Annotated in this window: 17 protein-coding genes; 11 read left to right on the top strand and 6 right to left on the bottom strand. The window is 53.6% G+C overall.

The genetic code is table 11. From position 1 onward, the window contains the following. Nucleotides 1-36: 36 nt before the first annotated feature. Nucleotides 37-2,001, top strand: a complete 1,965-nt coding sequence (locus tag AYI87_RS09925) for an alpha/beta hydrolase family protein (RefSeq protein ID WP_144201692.1) — start codon at nt 37-39, stop codon at nt 1,999-2,001. Between the two features lie 225 nt (nt 2,002-2,226). Continuing rightward, on the top strand, nt 2,227-2,871 hold the full coding sequence (folE, locus tag AYI87_RS09920) for a GTP cyclohydrolase I FolE (RefSeq protein WP_041508989.1): 645 nt from the start codon (nt 2,227-2,229) through the stop codon (nt 2,869-2,871). An 81-nt stretch (nt 2,872-2,952) separates the two neighbouring features. On the opposite strand, the gene pyrE is transcribed toward folE, so the two are convergent. Continuing rightward, nucleotides 2,953-3,594, bottom strand: a complete 642-nt coding sequence (pyrE, locus tag AYI87_RS09915) for an orotate phosphoribosyltransferase (protein WP_011867282.1) — start codon at nt 3,592-3,594, stop codon at nt 2,953-2,955. Between the two features lie 84 nt (nt 3,595-3,678). Beyond that, the gene (gene rph / locus AYI87_RS09910; protein WP_011867283.1) at nt 3,679-4,392 is read right to left on the bottom strand and encodes a ribonuclease PH; all 714 of its coding nucleotides are present in this window, start codon (nt 4,390-4,392) and stop codon (nt 3,679-3,681) included. A gap of 181 nt (nt 4,393-4,573) precedes the next feature. On the opposite strand from rph, the gene AYI87_RS09905 reads away from it, so the two are divergent. From AYI87_RS09905 to AYI87_RS09895, 3 genes are all read left to right on the top strand, one after another. Further along, entirely contained in the window at nt 4,574-5,437 is an 864-nt protein-coding gene (locus AYI87_RS09905; RefSeq protein ID WP_144201690.1) for a YicC/YloC family endoribonuclease, read from the top strand. A 312-nt stretch (nt 5,438-5,749) separates the two neighbouring features. Next, on the top strand, nt 5,750-6,361 hold the full coding sequence (locus tag AYI87_RS09900) for a paraquat-inducible protein A (protein ID WP_144201688.1): 612 nt from the start codon (nt 5,750-5,752) through the stop codon (nt 6,359-6,361). Between the two features lie 449 nt (nt 6,362-6,810). Then, entirely contained in the window at nt 6,811-8,562 is a 1,752-nt protein-coding gene (locus AYI87_RS09895; RefSeq protein ID WP_144201686.1) for an amidohydrolase, read from the top strand. A 203-nt stretch (nt 8,563-8,765) separates the two neighbouring features. Here AYI87_RS09895 and AYI87_RS09890 read toward each other — a convergent pair whose 3' ends face one another. The 4 genes from AYI87_RS09890 to AYI87_RS09875 form a co-directional block, all read right to left on the bottom strand. Beyond that, entirely contained in the window at nt 8,766-10,052 is a 1,287-nt protein-coding gene (locus AYI87_RS09890; protein WP_144201684.1) for an acetyl-CoA hydrolase/transferase family protein, read from the bottom strand. Nucleotides 10,053-10,230: 178 nt separating this feature from the next. Continuing rightward, nucleotides 10,231-11,295, bottom strand: coding sequence for a phosphotransferase enzyme family protein (locus tag AYI87_RS09885; RefSeq protein ID WP_144201682.1), 1,065 nt, complete (start codon nt 11,293-11,295; stop codon nt 10,231-10,233). Further along, nucleotides 11,288-12,232, bottom strand: coding sequence for an NTP transferase domain-containing protein (locus AYI87_RS09880; protein ID WP_144201680.1), 945 nt, complete (start codon nt 12,230-12,232; stop codon nt 11,288-11,290). Before AYI87_RS09880 ends, AYI87_RS09885 begins: the two co-directional genes overlap by 8 nt. Nucleotides 12,233-12,319: 87 nt before the next feature. Beyond that, nucleotides 12,320-13,519: a MerC domain-containing protein gene (locus AYI87_RS09875; protein ID WP_144201678.1), complete on the bottom strand. Its 1,200-nt coding sequence runs from the start codon at nt 13,517-13,519 to the stop codon at nt 12,320-12,322. Between the two features lie 239 nt (nt 13,520-13,758). Between AYI87_RS09875 and gmk the strand changes: the two genes are divergently transcribed. The 6 genes from gmk (at nt 13,759) to AYI87_RS09845 (ending at nt 20,018) form a co-directional block, all read left to right on the top strand. Further along, nucleotides 13,759-14,382 carry a guanylate kinase gene (gene gmk, locus AYI87_RS09870; protein WP_144201676.1) on the top strand — a complete coding sequence of 208 codons (624 nt, stop codon included), beginning with the start codon at nt 13,759-13,761 and terminating at the stop codon, nt 14,380-14,382. A gap of 59 nt (nt 14,383-14,441) precedes the next feature. Continuing rightward, nucleotides 14,442-14,723, top strand: coding sequence for a DNA-directed RNA polymerase subunit omega (rpoZ, locus tag AYI87_RS09865; RefSeq protein WP_011867293.1), 282 nt, complete (start codon nt 14,442-14,444; stop codon nt 14,721-14,723). Between the two features lie 13 nt (nt 14,724-14,736). Then, entirely contained in the window at nt 14,737-16,842 is a 2,106-nt protein-coding gene (gene spoT, locus AYI87_RS09860; protein WP_011867294.1) for a bifunctional GTP diphosphokinase/guanosine-3',5'-bis pyrophosphate 3'-pyrophosphohydrolase, read from the top strand. Between the two features lie 34 nt (nt 16,843-16,876). Continuing rightward, the gene (locus AYI87_RS09855) at nt 16,877-17,260 is read left to right on the top strand and encodes a RidA family protein (RefSeq protein ID WP_011867295.1); all 384 of its coding nucleotides are present in this window, start codon (nt 16,877-16,879) and stop codon (nt 17,258-17,260) included. A 68-nt stretch (nt 17,261-17,328) separates the two neighbouring features. Next, on the top strand, nt 17,329-18,033 hold the full coding sequence (gene trmH / locus AYI87_RS09850) for a tRNA (guanosine(18)-2'-O)-methyltransferase TrmH (RefSeq protein WP_144201674.1): 705 nt from the start codon (nt 17,329-17,331) through the stop codon (nt 18,031-18,033). A 329-nt stretch (nt 18,034-18,362) separates the two neighbouring features. Further along, nucleotides 18,363-20,018, top strand: coding sequence for an AMP-binding protein (locus AYI87_RS09845; RefSeq protein ID WP_144201672.1), 1,656 nt, complete (start codon nt 18,363-18,365; stop codon nt 20,016-20,018). Nucleotides 20,019-20,089 lie beyond the last annotated feature (71 nt).

Below are 20,089 nucleotides of genomic sequence, written 5' to 3'. Positions count from 1 at the left end.
AAAACTCTATAACAATTGTGCGTACAAGGATGTTATATGAAACTAATTCAGTCGTTTAGTTTAGCCTGCCTCTGCCTTATCAGTAGCCAAGCCACGGCTTCAAACAAAGATATTACCGAGCTTTTTAGCCGCTCAGCCGAATTTTCTAACGTGCAGATCTCCCCCGACGGAGACTACCTCAGCGCCATCACCTCCCACGAAGGTAAGCATATGCTGATGATTCTGGACGCCAAAACCAAGAAACCGACCAATGTGGTTCGCTTTCCGGACAACGCCCAGGTAGGGCAATACGTTTGGGTTAACAATGAGCGTGTCGTGCTGGCTAAGGAATACCTAAAAGGCTGGAGCGACCATCCCATCTATTATGGTGAGCTGATGGCTGTCAATGCCGATGGTTCCAAGCCAACCTATCTTTTCGGTTATAAAGGCGGTGAGCAACAAACGGGTTCTCGCATCAAGAAAAATACAGCGATACAAGCCACAGCCTATATTCTCGATCCTATGCCTGAAGATGATCGCTACATGCTCATCCAAGCGCTCCCTTGGGGTTCCGGCAGCGCAAACACAATGGAGAATCTTCAGCAGGTTTATAGAGTCGATGTCTACAAGGGAACACGTAGAAAAATTGCGACCTCACCTATCTCCTACGCTCGATTTCTGCCGGATCATGATGGCGAAGTTCGCTTTGTCAGTGGTACCCGCGACTACGTCAGTTCCCAGCTCTATTACCGCAAAGACGATGAATGGGTAGACACAGATAAGCTGAATTTAAATCTCGATGATATTACTCCTATCGCCTTCGGTGATGATGAGAACAGTGTCTATGTACTCGGCAGCGAAAACGGTAAACCTAAAGGGGTCTATTTAGTCGATATCAAGAACGGTAAGAAGCAGCTTATTAGCCAGGACAAGGTGGTCGATCCTAGCAATGTTTGGATCAACCGCGTCAACAAGCAACTCTACGCCGTAGAATATGAAAATGGCTATCCTACCTATGAGTTTGTCGATAATGATGAAAAACTGGCCACCACACTGAAACAGCTACTCACCGCACTGCCTGGCCATCAAGTTCATCTCGTCAGCCAGACCAACGACATGAGCAAACTGATCATCAAGGCTTTCAACGATAGAAATCCTGGCGACTACTACATATTCGATGCCACCAGCAAGAAACTTGAATATCTAGTCTCACAAAAGAAATGGTTAGATCCCGATAAGATGGCCGAGATGAAGCCAATAAGCTTCACCGCCAGAGACGGTAAGGTGATCAGCGGATACCTCACACTGCCCTATGGGAAAGAGGCCAAGAATCTGCCGCTCGTGGTCAATCCTCACGGCGGTCCTCACGGTCCAAGAGACTGGTGGGGCTTTGATGATCAGAACCAGTTGATCGCCAGTCAAGGCGCCGCCGTGCTGCAGGTAAACTTCCGCGGTTCGGGTGGTTACGGCTCTGCATTTGAACATGCTGGCCACCAGAAATGGGGCACAGAGATCCAGTACGATATTATCGATGCCACCAAATATGTCATAGAACAAGGCATAGTCGACAAAGAGAGGATCTGTATTGTCGGCGGCAGTTTCGGTGGCTACTCGGCGCTACAGAGTCCAATCCTGGCACCGGATCTCTTTAAGTGCGCCATAGGCTTCGCCGGTGTCTATGATCTCGAGCTGATGTTCAGCGAAGGGGACGTACAGGGCCGCCGCGCGGGTGAACGTTACCTGAAGCAGGTACTGGGTGAAAACGAAGCCATGCTTGAGCAGATGTCACCCAGCAAGAACGTCGATAAGCTTAAGGTCAACTTGCTGCTGGTGCACGGCGGTGAAGATGAGCGAGCGCCAATCGAACAGCTCGAAGCGCTTGAAGAGGGGCTCAAGAAACACAACTACCCTTATCAGAAACTGGTCATGGACGATGAGGGCCACGGCTTCTATAACGATGAACATAGGGCGAAATACTATCGTCAGATGATGAGCTTCCTCAAAGACAACCTTAAGCTCTAAACCTCTTAAAAACCCTAAAAGCCGATTGCCACAATCGGCTTTTTTGTTAATCCCCTAGTAATTCTGGGTATAAATTACCCGCAATTCAGGGTATCCTCCCTGACCCGCCGCCCTATGTTTACTGGCGCCGGACAGGCTATAATGAATATCTTAAAGGTTAATTTGTTAAAAAAATTAGTAAATTAACCTTACTGAATAGACCACTATCTGATGGTGGAGGACACGATGGCATTAAGTGAAGCAGCACAGCAGGTGCAAACTGCATTATTAGAGCGCGGTCTCGAGACGCCCATGGTCCCGTGCGGACTGAGCAGCGAGGCGCGCAAGGAAAAGATTGAGCACCATATGCGCGAGATCTTAACCTTAATGTCACTGGATCTGCGCGACGACAGCCTGGTCGAGACCCCTAAGCGCATCGCCAAGATGTATGTCGATGAGATCTTCTCGGGCCTGGACTACGAGAACTTCCCCAAGATCACAGTTATTGAAAACAAGATGGGCTTCGATGAGATGGTCAAGGTCAACGACATCAGCCTCACCAGCACCTGTGAGCACCACCTGGTGACCATAGACGGTGTGGCGACCGTGGCCTACCTACCGCGCAAAAACATCATAGGCCTGTCTAAGATCAACCGTATCGTGCGCTTCTTTGCCCAGCGCCCACAGGTGCAGGAACGCCTGACGCAACAGGTTCTGGTGGCGCTGCAGACGCTACTTGAGACAAAAGATGTGGCGGTTAAGATGGATGCGGTGCATTACTGCGTTAAATCCCGCGGCGTGATGGACTCTACCAGCACCACAACCACCACGGCCCTGGGCGGCATCTTCAAGTCAAATCCGGCCACCCGCGCCGAGTTCCTAAGCAATTAAGCCAATGGCTTTAAGCGAACTCCACTCAATAAAAAACGTTGCCTAGGCAGCGTTTTTTTGTATCACAACAATTGATACCGATTAGATACCGTATTGGTCGCGATAGGCACTTACCGACGCCAACTGATCTTCCATGCCAGGTTTTTCCGACAGATAGTTGATCAGATCTTCCAGCTTGATGATAGAGACGATGTTGCAGCCGAAATCGCGCTCGACTTCCTGGATTGCCGACAGCTCGCCCTTGCCTTTCTCCTGACGATCCAGCGCAATCAACACACCCGCCAGCTCAGCATTGTGGGCCTCGATAATCTCCATAGATTCGCGAATCGCGGTACCAGCGGTGATCACATCGTCCACCAGCATCACACGGCCCTTAAGCTCGCTGCCCACCAGACTGCCACCCTCGCCGTGATCTTTCTTCTCCTTACGGTTAAAGCAGTAAGGCATGTCGATATCATGGTGATCGCACAGAGCCACCGCCGTGGTGGTCGCAATAGGGATACCCTTGTAGGCAGGGCCAAACAGCAGGTCATATTCGATACCCGAATCCACCAGCGCCGCCGCATAGAAGCGACCCAGACGCGCCAGATCACGCCCGGTATTAAACAGGCCAGCATTAAAGAAGTAAGGGCTAGTGCGGCCTGACTTTAACGTAAATTCGCCAAAACGTAATACCTGACGCTCAAGGGCAAACTCAATAAACTCACGTTGATAGGCTTTCACAATCTCTCCTTTTTAAAATGTAGGGGTACGCTCAATTCGATTTAAAAAAAGGACCCCGTAGGGTCCTGATCAACAAAATAATGATTAACTCAATGCCGCCTTCTGCACATCGACGATCTCGCGAATGCCGTGCTTGGCCAGATCCAGCAGACTCAGCAGCTCTTCATGGCTAAAAGGTTCGCCCTCGGCTGTACCCTGAATCTCGATGATTTTACCTGTCTCTGTCATCACCACGTTCATATCGGTCTCTGCGGCGCTATCTTCCACATACTCGAGATCGCAGATAGGCTCGCCCTTGTAGATGCCTACACTCACAGCGGCAATCAAAAACTTAAGTGGGTTGGTCTTGATCAGTCCCTTACCACGGGCCCAGTTAAGCGCGTCAACCAGCGCCACACAGGCACCGGTAATGGCTGCAGTGCGGGTGCCACCATCGGCCTGGATCACATCACAGTCGATCACGATAGTGTTTTCACCCAGTGCCTTCATGTCTACCGCAGCGCGCAGAGCACGACCGATAAGACGCTGGATCTCCTGGGTACGACCAGACTGCTTACCACGGGCAGCCTCGCGATCCATACGGCTGTGGGTCGAGCGTGGCAGCATGCCATATTCGGCGGTTACCCAACCTTGGCCCTGACCTTTCAGGAAACGCGGCACCCCTTCGGTGAAGCTCGCGGTGCACAGCACCTTAGTCTCGCCAAATTCAATTAATACAGAACCTTCTGCATGGGCTGTGAACTGTCGCGTAATGGTTACCGGACGAGATTGAGCTGGGGTTCTGTCACTTGGGCGCATTGGCATTTCCTGTTTGAAATAGAGATAAGCAGATTTGGCTGCATATTATAGGGGCTTGCGCGCTTCGATGCCATGTTAATCATGACCGAAAGCTTAAAGGGAGGAGAGTTTGCTTTAACCCTGCAACTCATCGGACTATAATCCAAGGTCACTAAATCGATTTAAACTATTGGAATTACCCATGATCCAAAGCATGACAGCCTATGCTCGCATCGAGCACAAAGCACAATGGGGCACCGCCTCCTGGGAGATCCGTTCGGTCAATCAACGTTACCTGGAAACCTACCTGCGACTGCCAGAACAGCTGCGCAGCCTAGAGCCTGTCCTCAGAGACCGTCTGCGTAAACGTTTAAATCGCGGCAAGATTGAGGTCAACCTACGCTACGATCTCGGTGAAGATAAAAATAGCGACCTACAGCTTAACCAAGCCTTGGCCAGTCAGATCATTCAGGCGGCCAACTGGGTCAAGCAGGAAGCCGGTCAAGGCGAGATCAACATTGTCGACGTGCTGCGCTGGCCAGGCGTGATGTCAGGTAGCGAGCAGGACATGGATGCCATCGGCAAGGAGCTACTCACCGCCTTCGACAGCGCGGTCGATCAGTTTATCGAGGCCCGTGGCCGCGAAGGCGACGCCATCAAGACCATGCTAGAGACGCGTCTCGAGGCCATAGAGGGCCAGGTCGCCATTGTCCGCGAACACATGCCTACCGTGATGCAGTGGCAGCGCGACAAGCTCACCAACCGTTTAGCCGAGATTCAGGGCGAACTGGATCCCGCCCGCCTGGAGCAGGAGATGGTTCTGCTGGCGCAGAAGATGGACGTCGCCGAAGAGATGGACAGACTCAACGCCCACGTCGCCGAGACCCGCCGCATCCTCAAGAAAGGCGGCGCCCAAGGCCGACGCCTCGACTTCATGATGCAGGAGTTCAACCGCGAGTCCAACACCCTGGCCTCCAAGTCCATCAGCTCAGAGGTCACCGCCGCTGCAGTCGAACTAAAAGTACTTATCGAACAGATGCGAGAGCAAATTCAGAACGTGGAATAAGCGCTTCAGCCTTACTAAAAGCCTCATTATTGAGGCTTTTTTCATTTCCGAATCAAGCTGGTTAACAGCTCATCCCCTAAGATTTGAGCCAAGCAACTCGCTGAAATCAGAATATAAGACACTACAGGACATGCCGCTTCACTCGTGCAAAGAGTATTGCTCCGGCAAAGTGCCCGGACTTCAAAGCCGAGACAAGGCATGGTAAAAGGTGTCTCTCGGGTGAGCGGTGACATTCAGCCAGCGTTCATTCCAATAAATATATAACCAAGTCCCAACGCCGAAACCTAGGCGACACAGGAAAGATGGAGACCCATGTCACAACGGAGTAAATGGCCTCAATTACTGGTGATTCTGATCGCCCTGGCCCTGCTTATCCCTGGACTCAGCCTCCCTATGCTGAGCCTAGATGGCCAGGCGGACAAATCTAAGTTTGCCCAGACCAGCATAGAGCTGATGACGGAAGACAGCGAAGTGCGCGGCCTGCTGGGGTCAGTATCCGCCTTCCTCGGCTTTAACGAGCTTGAGGGTCAGGTGGAAATTTATCGTAAGCACCGCAGCATACTGGGGACGGTAGAAGATCTGATGCAGAGCGGTAACCTGCTGGTCGGCATCTTGATAGCCACCTTTTCGGTGATCATTCCTACCCTCAAGCTACTGGCGCAGGCGGTACTGGTTTTCGCACAGGGCAGCACGGCTACTCTGCTCACACGCCTTATCGATGCCATAGGTAAATGGAGCATGGCCGATGTATTTGTCGTGGCCATCATTGTCAGCTACCTCGCCGGCAACGCCGAGGATCAGATGGGCGAGCTGATCATAATGCACGCCCAATTAGAGAGCGGCTTCTGGTTTTTCACCGGTTACTGCCTGTTTGCCATAGCATCCAGCATCATGATGAGCAAACCTAGACATGTACATCTCTAACGCCCACTGTTTAGGTGTTGCTATTGTGACTATGTTTTTAAAGCCAAAATAAGCTGGATTGAAACTACTAAGCTGCCAGTACCCTCCATCTTGGAGTCCAAACAAACCGACACAGTTAAACCAACCAATGACTGGCCTAACGCAGCTGGTAGGCCTCCTATTCCAGGTTACCTCACACCAATTCGAGAGTGACAACTAGACTCAATAAGTCCTCATCTTTCATAGTTCAGCCTATACAGCAAGACCTTCCCGTCATATACAAGGGTGTGAGCACACTGTGCGGGTAACATAGCCAACCTCTGCAACATTGATAAAATCTCACTCCAATTACAATTATAACTTTTTAGGTAGTCTTAAGATAAAAACGATATATGTTTATGGCAAAAATGAGCCATCATTTTATATAGCAAGAAATCTGAAATCCTCGGGTGTTTCTTAAGGAAGTCAACATGAAAAAATCGCTTTCCCTCTTCGTCGTTGCAGTGCTGATGAGTGTCGCAATGACACCTATATCATGGTCTAACGAATCGGCAGACTATGTATTCACTGGCGGTAAAGTCTATACCGTTAACGAAAAGCAACCTTGGGCTGAAGCCGTTGCCGTCAAGGGCAACAAAATTATCTATGTTGGTGACGCCGTGGGTGCACGCAAGCTGACTGGTGAAAACACAAAAATCATAGATACAAAGGGTAAAACCGTCATGCCAGGCTTTGTCGATGCCCATGACCACCTCATAAGCTCAGGCTGGACAAGTAAAGGGGTGCATCTCTTCGATGGTAAAAGCAAAGAAGATTACATCAAAATGGTAAAAAAATATGCCGATGAAAATCCAGATCTCAAATATATCATTGGCATAGGTTGGTCCACAGGAGTGTATGGCGGCCGACCCACAGCCAAAGAACTCGACCAAGCGGTGCCCAATCGCCCGGCTCTGATCTTAGACTTCACAGCCCATGATGCCTGGCTTAATTCCAAAGCCATGGATATAGCTGGCGTCACCAAAGACTCACCCGATGATCAGGAGAATGTCATCTACTGGGAGCGCGATGAATCGGGTAATCCCACAGGAACAGGAGTAGAAGGTCAATGGATGGAAGCCTATGTCGCCATCGGCGCTTGGGATGCCGAAAAGGTCATTAACGAAACCATAGACAAACTACACAATCTCGCTGCAAGTAATGGCACTACGACCTATCTCAATCCAGGCATAGTTACGCCGAACATGAAAGATACCAACGGTGGTATGCAAGATGACATGATTGCCGCCATGAAGAACCTAAGAGAGCGAGAGCAAGCTGGTACCCTGAAACTTCGCACCTTTGTGTTACCTTTCGTCAAGAATCCTAAGGCGGATTTAGATCAATTAATGAGCTTTATGGAAGAGATGCGTAAGGAATACAATGGGCCTAAACTCTTTGCCCGTCAGATCAAGATCCACCCTGAAGCAAACTGGAACGTCGAATTAGCCCCCATGCTAAAGCCCTATGAATCAGGCAAATTAGGGGCCTATGGTATTTCTCCAAATAAAATTAAAGAGATAATGGTTACAGCAGCCAAACATGGGTTCGACAGCATGATACATACCGACAGCACTGGGACCTCTCATGCCGGTATCGAAGGGATCCTCGCCGCCCGAAAAGTCGATCCTGATAACCGTAGCGCATTACATCATGCCACTTGGTTAATCCCGGAAGACGCAAAACGCGTGATCGACAACAAGATTCCAATTAACTCGACCCCTAACTTCACCAATGACTGGAGTGATACCGACAAAGATGCCCTGCGCTTGCTAGGTGAAAAACGCACCATGAACTACTTCGGTCTCTATCCTAATTTTGCCAGAGCCGGGGTCAAAGTGAGTATTAGTGCCGATCTCCCCAGCACACCACCTACTATGCAAGGCCCGCTATTTTGTCTCCAAGGTGCCGTCACTATGAAAGATCCCGCCAACCCAAATGCCAAGGCCTTCCCACCCACGGTGAAACCTATGACAATAGAACAGGCACTTCGGGCGATAACCATAGATGCTGCCTGGCAACTTCGTATGGAAGACAAGATTGGCAGCCTGGAGGTCGGCAAACTAGCGGATATTGTCGTACTGGATGCGAACCCCTTCGAAACCGCCCCCATGAAGCTGCAAGATATCAAGGTTGAACGCACCATGATGGATGGCAACTTCACCTACGAGCGTTCTGAATGATTCGCTAATCACTCTTGTCAAACCGGGAAACGTGAACTTTCCTATGGCTGGTTCACGTCTAACCAATACGAGTCAATTTATATCTAATGTGCAAAAGGAGTAGACATAGGATATGAAAATCACTACGACTCTCGCTTCATTCTTCCCAATGCTAATAATCAGCCCCTTAACATCAAGGGGCTTTTATGGAATGTAAAAACAGGTTAAACCCTTAACCCCCACATGTCGAAGGTCTCCTTACAAAGCTGCTCCCTAAAATCAGGATGAGCGATATCGATCAGCGCCCTGGCTCGCTCACGTAGCGACTTTCCGCGCAGATTAGCCGCGCCATATTCAGTGACTATGTAGTGTACATGGGCACGGGTGGTGACCACGCCTGCGCCAGGGGATAACACGCTGGCGATGCGCGACACCTTACCGCCCGCCGCCGTGCTCGGCAGGGCAATCACCGAGCGCCCCCCTTCCGAGAGACCGGCGCCGCGGATAAAATCCATCTGGCCACCGACGCCGGAATAGATGCGGGTACCGAGAGAGTCGGCACAGATCTGCCCCGAGATATCCACCTGCAGCGCCGAGTTAATCGCCATCACATTAGGGTTCTTACGAATGATCGAGGTGTCGTTGACCTGTTCGATATCCATGAAGATCACAGAGGGGTTATCGTCCACATAGTCATACAGTCGCTGACTGCCCAGGGCGAAACCTGTGACCAGCTTGCCTGGATGCACCTTCTTGCGACTGTTGTTGATCACCCCCTGCTCGACCAGATTCAACACCCCATCGGAAAACAGCTCGGTATGCACCCCAAGATCTTTATGCTCCGTGAGACAGGAGAGCACGGCATCTGGGATGGCACCAATCCCCATCTGCAGGCAGTCGCCGTCGCGCACCAACTTGGCGACGTGCCGGCCTATGGCCAAACTGGTCTCGTCGCTGGCCGCCAGCGGATGTTGCGGCAGCGGCATGCTCTGCTCGAACACGGCGGCAAACTTGTCGTAATGGATGAAGCCATCACCATGGGTACGTGGCATACAGGGGTTGATATGGGCGATGATCTTGCCCGCCACCTGACAGACCGCCAGCGTTGCCTCCACCGAGATCCCGAGCGAGCAGATACCATGCTTATCCGGCGGCGATACCTGAACGATCGCCGTGTCTATGGGCTGCTCGCCGGAGCGGAACAGCTTAGGCACCTCGGAGAGAAAGATGGGCACATAATCGGCGTCCCCCTGCTGCAACAGCAGGCGGGTCGGCAGGCCACCGAAGAAGCAGCGATGACGCAGATGACCTTTTAAGCGGGGATCGCTGAGGGACTCGGCACACTCGGTATGCAGCTGCAACAGAGTCAGGTCTTGCCGGGTCAAGGCATGCTCGGCCAAGGCATCGAGTAAAAGCTTAGGGGTGGCGCCCATGGAATGGGTCCAGAGGGTCTCGCCGCTCTGGATCAGGGCGACGGCTTCTCGCGCAGTATTACAGATAATGGGTGGCATCTATCTCACCTGTAGTCGGAAAACTGAGTGCAGTGTACGAACTAACTTAACGCTTTGATAGCAAACTTATCAATGAGTTCACCTTAAGTTGATCTCGAGCAAGAGAGTGTCTATCCGGCATAAGATAAATACGCCGGTGGCCACAAAAAAGGGGCCGTTCGGCCCCCTTTATCACGCACTATTTTAGATAAGCCTTGAGGCTATCCCCTTGGGTCAACAGACTCTTATAGAGGGTAAACTGGTTGGCCGCACGCTCGAGATTATGGTTCTCATGGTGGATATGAAAATAGACATCGCCATTGAGGTGATCCGTTAAGAAACGTACCCCGATCATCAGGCAGATCACCCTGGCGCCCAGCCAAAGACTCTTGCGCTCGACATCGCTCAGCACCTCGCCAAGCTCGCCCAGGTAACCGCGGCAGATGGCGGCAAAGATAGGCTCGCGCACCTCGACCCTGGCGAGATTGGTGGAGTCCTCGGCCTCTGGCGAGGTAAAAGTACGCACCATGTCGCCGAAGTCATACATCAGGTGTCCCTGCATGCAGGTATCGAGATCGATGATCGCCATGCTGCTCATATCGCGCTTATCAAACAGCATGTTATTGATCTTAGTGTCGTTATGACAGACACGTGGCGGCAGCTGCGCCTCGACTTCGTTAAGCTCGCTCAAAAGCTCATCTTGTGACAAGGCAAAGTCTACCCATTCCTGACAGTCTTTGAGACGCCCCAGGCTGTCTTTAGCGACCGCCGCTTGCAGCTGAGCGATACGTCCGGGCAGATGATGAAACTTGGCAATCACATCCTGAAGCTGACTGGCATCGAGATCGCTCAGGGCACGGGAGAAGTGACCGAAGGCCTTGGCCGCAGACTCTGCCTGGGCCGCATCGGCGACCACCTCTATGCTATGGCTAAAGGGCAGATAGGTGATGGCGCGCCAAAAACCTTGATCGCCTAAGTCCAGCGCCAGCTCGCCCTGTGAATCTGTCACCGGCTGCACCACACTCAGGCGATACTCGCCAGCCTCATGTTTGGCGAGCAGATGCTCTGCCACCTTCTTGGCGTTGCTCACCAGGGCGTGGGGTTGAGTAAAGACTTCCGTGTTGAGGCGCTGCAGCACAAACTCGCCCTCTGGCCAGCGCACGAGAAAAGTATCATTGATATGACCGTTCCCAAGGGGACTCACTTTGGCCGAAGCGGTTACGCCAAAGTGCGGCAGCACCTGCTGCCTTATAAAATCAATCACCCAGTAACTCCATTAATTTTTGTTTTACCCAATCAATATCTTGCGGATAGGTCACCCCTAACCAGGTGTCCGGGGTTTGACTCACGAATACCTGTTTAGCCTTCGCCTCATCGGTTAAGGCGGCTTGCACCACGGCGGGAAGATAACATTCGCTGTCCGGCTTATGCCCCTGCTGGGTCACAAATTCCACCAATGCCTCGCCCAGAAGATCGAAGATGTCCGGGGTAAAGCCCCAACAGGTCATAGAGGCCATCGCCTCGGGCGCCAAATTGCCCTGTCGTCCCTGATGCGAGCCCACCAGATTATCACCTTGCCAGGCAATATTCAGCCACTCTTCGACAGAAATCAGCAGATTATCCTGGGTCACACAGATGCCGCGATTGACGCCGCCATGCTCCGACAGCGTCTCCTTGAGGGGATAGGCCACCATTTGCCACCGATTCGGCCGCAGCTTAAAGCCTTGAGCCAGCAAGGCGAAGGCCTGATCGCCATAGTAATCGTCGGCATTGATCACCGCCATGGGACCGGATACAAAATTACGAGCACTCCAGAGCGCATGAGCCGTGCCCCAGGGCTTAGTTCTATTGCTTGCCAGCACTTCGAGATTAACACCGCGCGTAGACTCCCCACTGAGCTCAGGCAAATCTGTCAGCTGCTGCACACAGAAATGCAGCGCAAAATGAGGCGGCAAGCCAGCCAGGCGCGCCTTAATACTCGGGATCAGCTCGGCGCGGGTCACTATCACGGCCGCCGAGAAGCCCGCCTCGATGGCGCTGGCGATCGATAGCTGCAACATGGTCTCGCCCTTGGGCCCAAGCTCGGCGAGCTGCTTGTCGCCGCCGAAACGGCTCCCCAGGCCCGCCGCCATGATCACTAGGGTCAGGGATGGATTATCACCATCCCCATTGGACACTGCATCTGTTAACTTCATCGACATCAAACCACACGAGACCTATGCTCGTCTTAAAAATGGAGATAAGGGCGGCTGTGCAACCACCCATAACATACTCATGGAATTAGGGAATCAGAGATAAGGCCTGAAGGCCGGCTCCTTGGCCAGCGCCGCCTGACTGCCCTTAAGGCTAAACTCGTAGCCGCACAGGGTCAGGCTGCCGCGCATGGCAATATCATTGATGATGGCGGGCGTATCAAGCGGCGAGAAACGCGCCTGGGTCGAGGTGTCGGCCAGCAGACTCACCGTCATCGGCCGATAGCTCACGCCATTATTGAAGGTCAGGTTCTTACAACTGCTGTCACCCTCGGCGCTGGCAAGGGACCAGATGGTGCCAGGTTCGCCCCGCTCACCCAGCCAGCTGAGCATCAATACCTTACCCTCGAGTTGCACCTTAAAGCCGTCTGGCATCGCCACCTGCTTGATATTTGTCCCGGGCGCCTGAGCAATCTGCTTCTCGGGCTCTGACTCTGCTGCGACTTGTTCGGTAGCGTCATCGCCCCCAAGCCAGAACAGGCTGCCAAGCAACAGCGACAGGCAACCGAAGCCTAGCAGGGCGCCGCGAGGATGACCCTTGATGGCGGTTAAGGTTATACCAAACAGCTTAGCCAGCTGCGCCCCGAGCGTATTAACTCCTTGTGCCAACCTGTCTTGGGGTTGGCTAGCTTGGGACTGGCTAGCTTGGAAATATTTGTCTTTTGTAGCATCACTTCGATAGCCCTGCTGCGAATCAAGATCAGACGTCATGGCAGATGCCTGCTCAAACCCTGGCTCATCCTCTCGCGCATACTCTTGCCCTATTGCGTGCTCCTGAGCTGGAGCATGAGCAAACGCAGGCGAATCGCCCGCCAGGGTGGGCTCAACCCGGGTGCGGCGCTCGTTACTCACCATCAAGGGGCCACTGTAGCCCAGGCTATCGAAGGGGGCAGATGGCTTAGGCTGAGGACGAGAGACGATGAAGCCCACCGCCAAAATACTTAAGATGAGGGCGACCCAGTTCGGCCAGGCCTGCTCGGCAAATACCAGGCTCACTGCCAGCAGCAGTGGCCCAGGGATCGCCATCAATGCCAGCAGACGCTGAGCGGCTATCAGACGACGGCTGGCGCTGAGCAGCGAGACGGCGATTAATGGCAGAGCCACCAGTAACAAGATGCCATGACCGGCAAACAGTAAGGAGAAGAGATAGATAAGGCAGAGCGAGGCGCCACTAATGACAAGAAAACGCAGGTTGGTATCCACGCCCTGGCTACAGAAAAAGGTGTTTAACGACATAAAAAATCCCACTTCACGGCTATCTCTGCAAAGAGTCTACTGGATCTCGCCCCGGATGACGCTTAATTTTGGTTAATTTTCCCGGCCCGCCTAATGCCTACCAAACAATGACCCGTCCAAAGCAATCTCCATCCAGTCAGAAATCAGCAGGAAAGATAAACAGACCCTAGCCTAAATTTACTACTAGGCTGTATAATGTCTGGCTACCTAAAACGATACAGCCTTTGGATAGCAATTACATGACCGCTCGCGGAAACCTCTTTATCATTTCAGCGCCTAGTGGCGCCGGCAAGTCTTCACTTCTTAGCGCTATTTTGCAGGATAAACCCGCCGATATGAAGGTCTCTGTGTCACACACGACACGCCAACCCAGAGTCGGCGAAGTCAACGGCGAGCACTATCATTTCGTCAACGTCGACGAGTTCAAGGCGCTGATCGACAAGCAGGCCTTCTTCGAATGGGCCGAGGTGTTCGGTAACTATTATGGCACCTCGAGAGAGGCGATCGAGGTCATGTTGAATAAAGGCATAGACGTGTTTCTCGACATCGACTGGCAAGGCGCCCAGCAGGTCAAACAGATGATGCCAGAAGCGATTGGCGTCTTCATTCTGCCCCCCTCTAAGGCGGAGCTTGAGCGTCGCCTCACCGGCCGTGGTCAGGACAGTGCAGAGGTCATTGCCGGGCGTATGGCCCAGGCAACCTCGGAGATCTCCCACTATGGTGAGTATGACTTCATCATAGTGAACGATGACTTCGAGCAGGCACAGGTGGATTTAAAGGCAATTATTCGCAGCCAACGCCTCACTCGTGCTAGTCAAATTCATGCTCAAAATGATATGCTTAATGATCTGTTGGCAGACTAACTGTCATCGTGTACAATTTTGCGTCATTTTTTCACCCATAAACACTGGAGTTTCAATACATGGCTCGCGTAACTGTAGAAGACGCCGTAAACCAAATCGGCAACCGTTTTGATATGATCCTGGTTGCAGCGCGTCGTGCTCGCCAAATCGCTGTGCAGGGCAAAGACCCTATGGTTGAAGAAGAGAACGACAAGCCAACGGTTATCGCCCTACGCGAAATCGAACTTGGCCTGGTTACCGCCGACACACTAGACGCCGATGAGCGTCAGACCGTCCGCGAACGTGAAGCAGCCGAAATCGCTGCCGTTGCCGCCATCGCCGAAGGCCGCAACACTATCTAAGGAGTGAAGCCACTTGTATCTGTTTGAAGGTCTCAAGGAGTCTGCGTCAAGTTACTTAGAAGCGACGCAGGTAGAATTACTCAAGCAGGCCTATCAGGTAGCGCGCGATGCTCATGAAGGGCAGATGCGCACGAGTGGCGAACCCTACATTACCCATCCGGTTGCGGTTGCCCGCATCCTGGCCGATATGCGTCTCGATCATGAGACGCTCATGGCCGCCCTGCTGCACGACACCATCGAAGATACCCCTGTCACCAAGGAAGAGCTCTCAGAGCTGTTTGGTGAATCTGTGGGCGAGCTGGTCGAAGGCGTCTCTAAGCTGGACAAGCTTAAGTTCAGAGACAAGAAAGAAGCCCAGGCGGAAAACTTCCGCAAGATGATGATGGCCATGACCCAGGATATCCGGGTGATCCTCATCAAGCTGGCCGACCGCACCCACAACATGCGCACCCTAGGCGCCCTGCGTCCCGACAAGCGTCGCCGCATCGCCCGGGAAACCCTGGAAATTTACGCCCCCATCGCCAACCGTCTGGGTATTCACAATATCAAGACAGAGCTGGAAGACCTGGGCTTTCAGGCCTACTACCCCATGCGCTATCGGGTACTTAAAGAGGTGGTCAAGTCTGCCCGTGGCAACCGAAAAGAGCTTATTCAGAATATCGAAGGCGCCATCAAGACTCGCCTCGAAGACACAGGCCTCAAGGGCACGGTCAAGGGTCGCGAGAAGAACCTCTATTCCATCTACAACAAGATGTGTAACAAGGAACTCCAGTTCCAAGAGGTGATGGATATCTATGCGTTTAGGGTGATCGTCGACTCCATCGACACCTGTTATCGCGTCATGGGCGCCATGCACGGCCTGTATAAGCCGCGCCCCGGTCGCTTCAAAGATTATATTGCCATCCCCAAGGCCAACGGCTATCAGTCGCTGCATACCTCGCTATTTGGTCCACACGGCGTGCCAGTGGAGATCCAGATTCGTACCGAGGATATGGATCAGATGGCCGACAAGGGGGTTGCAGCCCACTGGCTCTACAAGGGTGCCGGTTCGGCCCAGCAAGGCACCACGACTCAGGTGCGTGCCCGCAAGTGGATGCAGAGCCTGCTGGAGCTACAGCAGAGCGCCAGCACCTCCTTCGAATTCGTCGAAAACTTCAAGACAGAGTTGTTTCCAGAAGAGATCTATGTCTTCACTCCAGAGGGACGCATTCTCGAGCTGCCTGTGGGCGCCACCGCGGTGGACTTCGCCTACGAGGTACATACCGACGTGGGCAACACCTGTGTCGGCGCACGGGTAAATCGTCAGGCCTACCCCCTGAGTCAGCCGCTGATTTCCGGCCAGACTATCGAGATCATCACCGCCAAGGGCGCGCGGCCCAATGCCGCCTGGCTCAACTTCGTGGTGACCGGTAAGGCACGCGCTAAGATCAGACAGCTGCTCAAGAGCCTCAAAGAAGATGACGCCGTACTCCTCGGCAAGCGTCTGCTCAACCATGCCTTGGGCGACATCAAGCTCAAGGATATCCCTCAGGAGCAGATCGATAAGGTGGTGAGCGAGACCAAACACGCCACCCTAGATTCCCTGCTGGCCGACATTGGCCTGGGCAACGCCATGAGCATAGTGATCGCCCAGCGTCTCAAGGGCGATCGCGTCGAGCAGCACGAACATAAAGAATCCAACATGATGCCGATCCGCGGCGCCGAAGGCATGCTGGTCTCCTTCGCCAACTGTTGTCGCCCCATCCCGGGTGATGCGGTGATCGCCCACGTGAGCCCGGGTAAGGGCCTGGTGGTGCACATGGAGAGCTGTGCCAACATCCGCGGCTATCAGGGCGAGCCGGACAAGTATATTCCTGTGCACTGGGATAACGCCGAGGGCGTTGAGTTCCAGGCCAACCTGCGCATCGAGATCGTCAACCACCAGGGCGCGCTGGCCAAGATCACCTCTATCGTGGCCGCCGAAGGTTCGAATATCCATAACCTGAGCACCGAAGAGCGTGACGGCCGGGTATTCTTGATTAACTTACGGATCTCGGTCACCGACCGGGTCCACTTAGCCAACGTGATGCGCCGTATCAGGGTACTGCCGGAAGTGCTGCGCACATCGCGTAATCGTTAGTTCCACCACTATTAACCTAAGTAGAGAGAGCGTTATGGCAGAGAAGATCATCATTGCAACCGACAAGGCCCCACAGGCGATCGGCACCTATTCTCAAGCTGTTAAAGTTGGCAGCACAGTCTATCTGTCTGGCCAAATCCCGCTGAACCCAGAAACCATGCAGATGGTCAGCGACGAGTTTGAAGCCCAGGTCGTACAGGTGTTCGACAACCTGACTGCCGTGTGTGAAGCCGCCGGTGGCAGCCTGAAGGATATCGTTAAGCTGAACATCTTCATGACAGATCTGGCCAACTTCGCCACGGTAAACGAGATCATGGGTCGCTACTTCGAGCAGCCATATCCTGCCCGCGCCGCCATAGGTGTTAAGCAGCTGCCGAAAGACTCGCTGGTCGAGATGGATGGCGTGATGGAGCTGTAAGCTCTAAGTTGACACCAAAGGGCGCTGCGGCGCCCTTTGTTCTTGATAAACATTACAAACGAAACATCATGAGTCCAGAACGCTTCAAACGCATCAACCAGATGCTAGACAACCGCCAGACCGACCTCACCCTGTGTTTGGACAAGGTACACAAGACCAACAATATCGCCGCGGTGATCCGCACCGCAGATGCCGTGGGCATACATCAAATTCACGCCGTCTGGCCCGATATCGAGATGCGCGTCTCGGGCAATACCGCCTCGGGCAGCCAGCAGTGGGTCAAGACCATCAAGCACTACCATATGGATGAGGCCGCGGCCCAGTTCAAGGCGGCGGGCATGCAGATTCTGGCCACCAACTTCTCGGAAACCGCCGTGGATTTTCGCGACATCGACTATACCAAGCCGACAGTAGTGATCATGGGCAACGAGCGCGACGGCGTCAGCGAGGAAGGCCTTGCCATTGCCGATCAGCAGATCATCATTCCCATGATAGGCATGGTGCAGTCCCTCAACGTGTCTGTGGCCTCTGCCCTGGTGATGTATGAAGCACAGCGTCAACGCGCCCAGGCCGGCATGTATGGCCAGCGCACCCTAGACGACGCCTACTGCCAGACCATGCTGTTCGAGCAGGGCCACCCCGTCTACGCCAAGGCCTGTCGACGCAAGAAGATCCCCTATCCCGCCATCGACAACCAGGGGCAAATTGTCGCCGACGAGACCTGGTGGCAACGGATGCGCGCCCCGGACCCGGACGCCGAGCCAGAAGCCTAAGTTCGTTTTGCGGGAAAGCGAAACGCCTCGCTTTCCCCACACCGCCCCGATGCTCGCCTGGCAAAGGATTCCTTTCAGAGCTTTCTTACCAGAGCATGCCTACCAGATCCTTCCAGCTAAGACTATGACAATTGGCCTTTTATTCCGGCAAAACAATTGTCATAGATCACATTCTTCGCCATACTCAAAGACGCGCATAAAAAGTGGCCAGGCGCTCTCATCGCAGAGAAGGGCCCACTCAATAATGGGGGTTGTTGAGTCTCGCTCCGGCATTGGCCGAGCGAACCTAGTTGCGTCTCCTTTAACAAGAATAACGATGGAATGGCAAGATGGACTCACTATTCAAATCACCGGTCGACATGTTGCACCACTGGGTCGAGCAATATGGCGACAGCACCTACCTGAAACAACCCATAAACGGTCAATACGTTAATTACAGCTGGCGCGAAGTGCAGCAGAAGATGCAGCAGATCGCCGGCGCCCTGCGTCACCTCGGCCTGGAGCCGGGCGACAAGGTGGCTGTGTTATCGAAGAACTGCGCCGAATGGTTCATTACCGATCTGGCGCTGATGCATGGCGGCTATATCAGCGTGCCCATCTATCCTACCGCCAACGCCGACACCATTCGCTACGTGCTGGAGCACAGCGAGTCGAAGGCCATCTTTATCGGTAAGCTGGACTACTGGGCCGATCAGGAGGCCGGGGTAGGTGGCGACATACTGCGACTGGCCATGCCCTACGACACCATGCCGGCACAATACCAGTGGGACACACTACTCAAGCTAGGCCACCCCTTGGTCGAGGTGGAATCGCCGACACCCGAGCAGATCATGACCATCATCTACACCTCGGGCTCGACCGGTAAGCCTAAGGGAGCGATTCAGACCTTCGCCAGCTACGAGTGGACCTGCCGCGCCGTGGTGCGCGACCTCAAGACAGATGTGGAAGACAGGCTGCTCTCCTACCTGCCGCTGGCCCATATTACCGAGCGTGTCGCCATTGAGGGCTCCTCCTTCTATTCCGGCAGCAGCGTCGCCTTCGTAGAGAGTCTCGACAGCTTCGTTGCCGACGTGCAGCGAGCAAGACCGACCGTCTTCTTCTCTGTGCCTCGCCTGTGGAGCCTGTTCCAGAAGAATATCATCGACAAGATTGGCTACACCAAGCTCAACATACTGCTGAAGATCCCCTTCGTCAGCTCACTGGTGAAGAAGAAGATCCATCAGGGACTGGGGCTTGAGCATTGTCACCTTCTCGGTTCGGGCTCGGCACCTATCCCGCCTTCGCTGATCGCCTGGTATCACAAGATTGGCCTGAACATCTGTGAAGCCTGGGGCATGACGGAAAACAGCGCCTACTCCATCATCAACCACCCCTTCGATGCCAGCAAGATAGGCACGGTCGGGCGTGCAGTCGAGGGCTGTAGCGTCAAGCAGGGCGACAACGGCGAGCTGCTGGTCAAGAGCCCGGGCCTGATGAGCGGCTACTACAAGCAGCCGGAAGTCACCCAGGCCAGCTTCGACGAAGATGGTTATTTCCGCACCGGCGATCTCTGCTCAATCGACGCCGATGGCTGCGTCACCATCACGGGCCGGGTCAAAGACAACTTCAAGACCGCCAAGGGCAAGTATGTCGCCCCAGTGCCTATCGAGCGTAAGCTGGCCCAAGATCCTCACGTAGAGCTGATCTGCATCATAGGCTCTGGCCTGCCTCACCCGGTTGCCCTGGTACAACTCTCCGAGGGCGCGGCCTTGCAACCCAAGGAAGAGGTGCGCGCCTCGCTCAAGGCGACCCTGGACAGCATTAACCCTAACCTGGAATCGCACGAAACCGTCGATGCCATCATAGTGGTGAGCGAGCCTTGGGATGTGGACAACGACGTGTTGACACCGACCCTGAAGATCAAGCGCCATGTGCTGGAGCAGAGATTCAGTGCCAAGGTCGAAGGCCAGCGCGGCGGCGTGGTGCGCTGGGAAGATGAGCTCTAAGCTAGCTTGTAAACCCAGTCGCTAAGACAATGATCTAAAAACACGCCATCTGGCGTGTTTTTTATGGGGCA

This window comes from Shewanella sp. KCT (assembly GCF_007636505.1).
GTDB classification, from domain to species: Bacteria; Pseudomonadota; Gammaproteobacteria; order Enterobacterales; family Shewanellaceae; genus Shewanella; species Shewanella halotolerans.
Note: the sequence above shows the minus strand (reverse complement) of the source record. Positions and strands in the feature narration are given on the sequence as shown.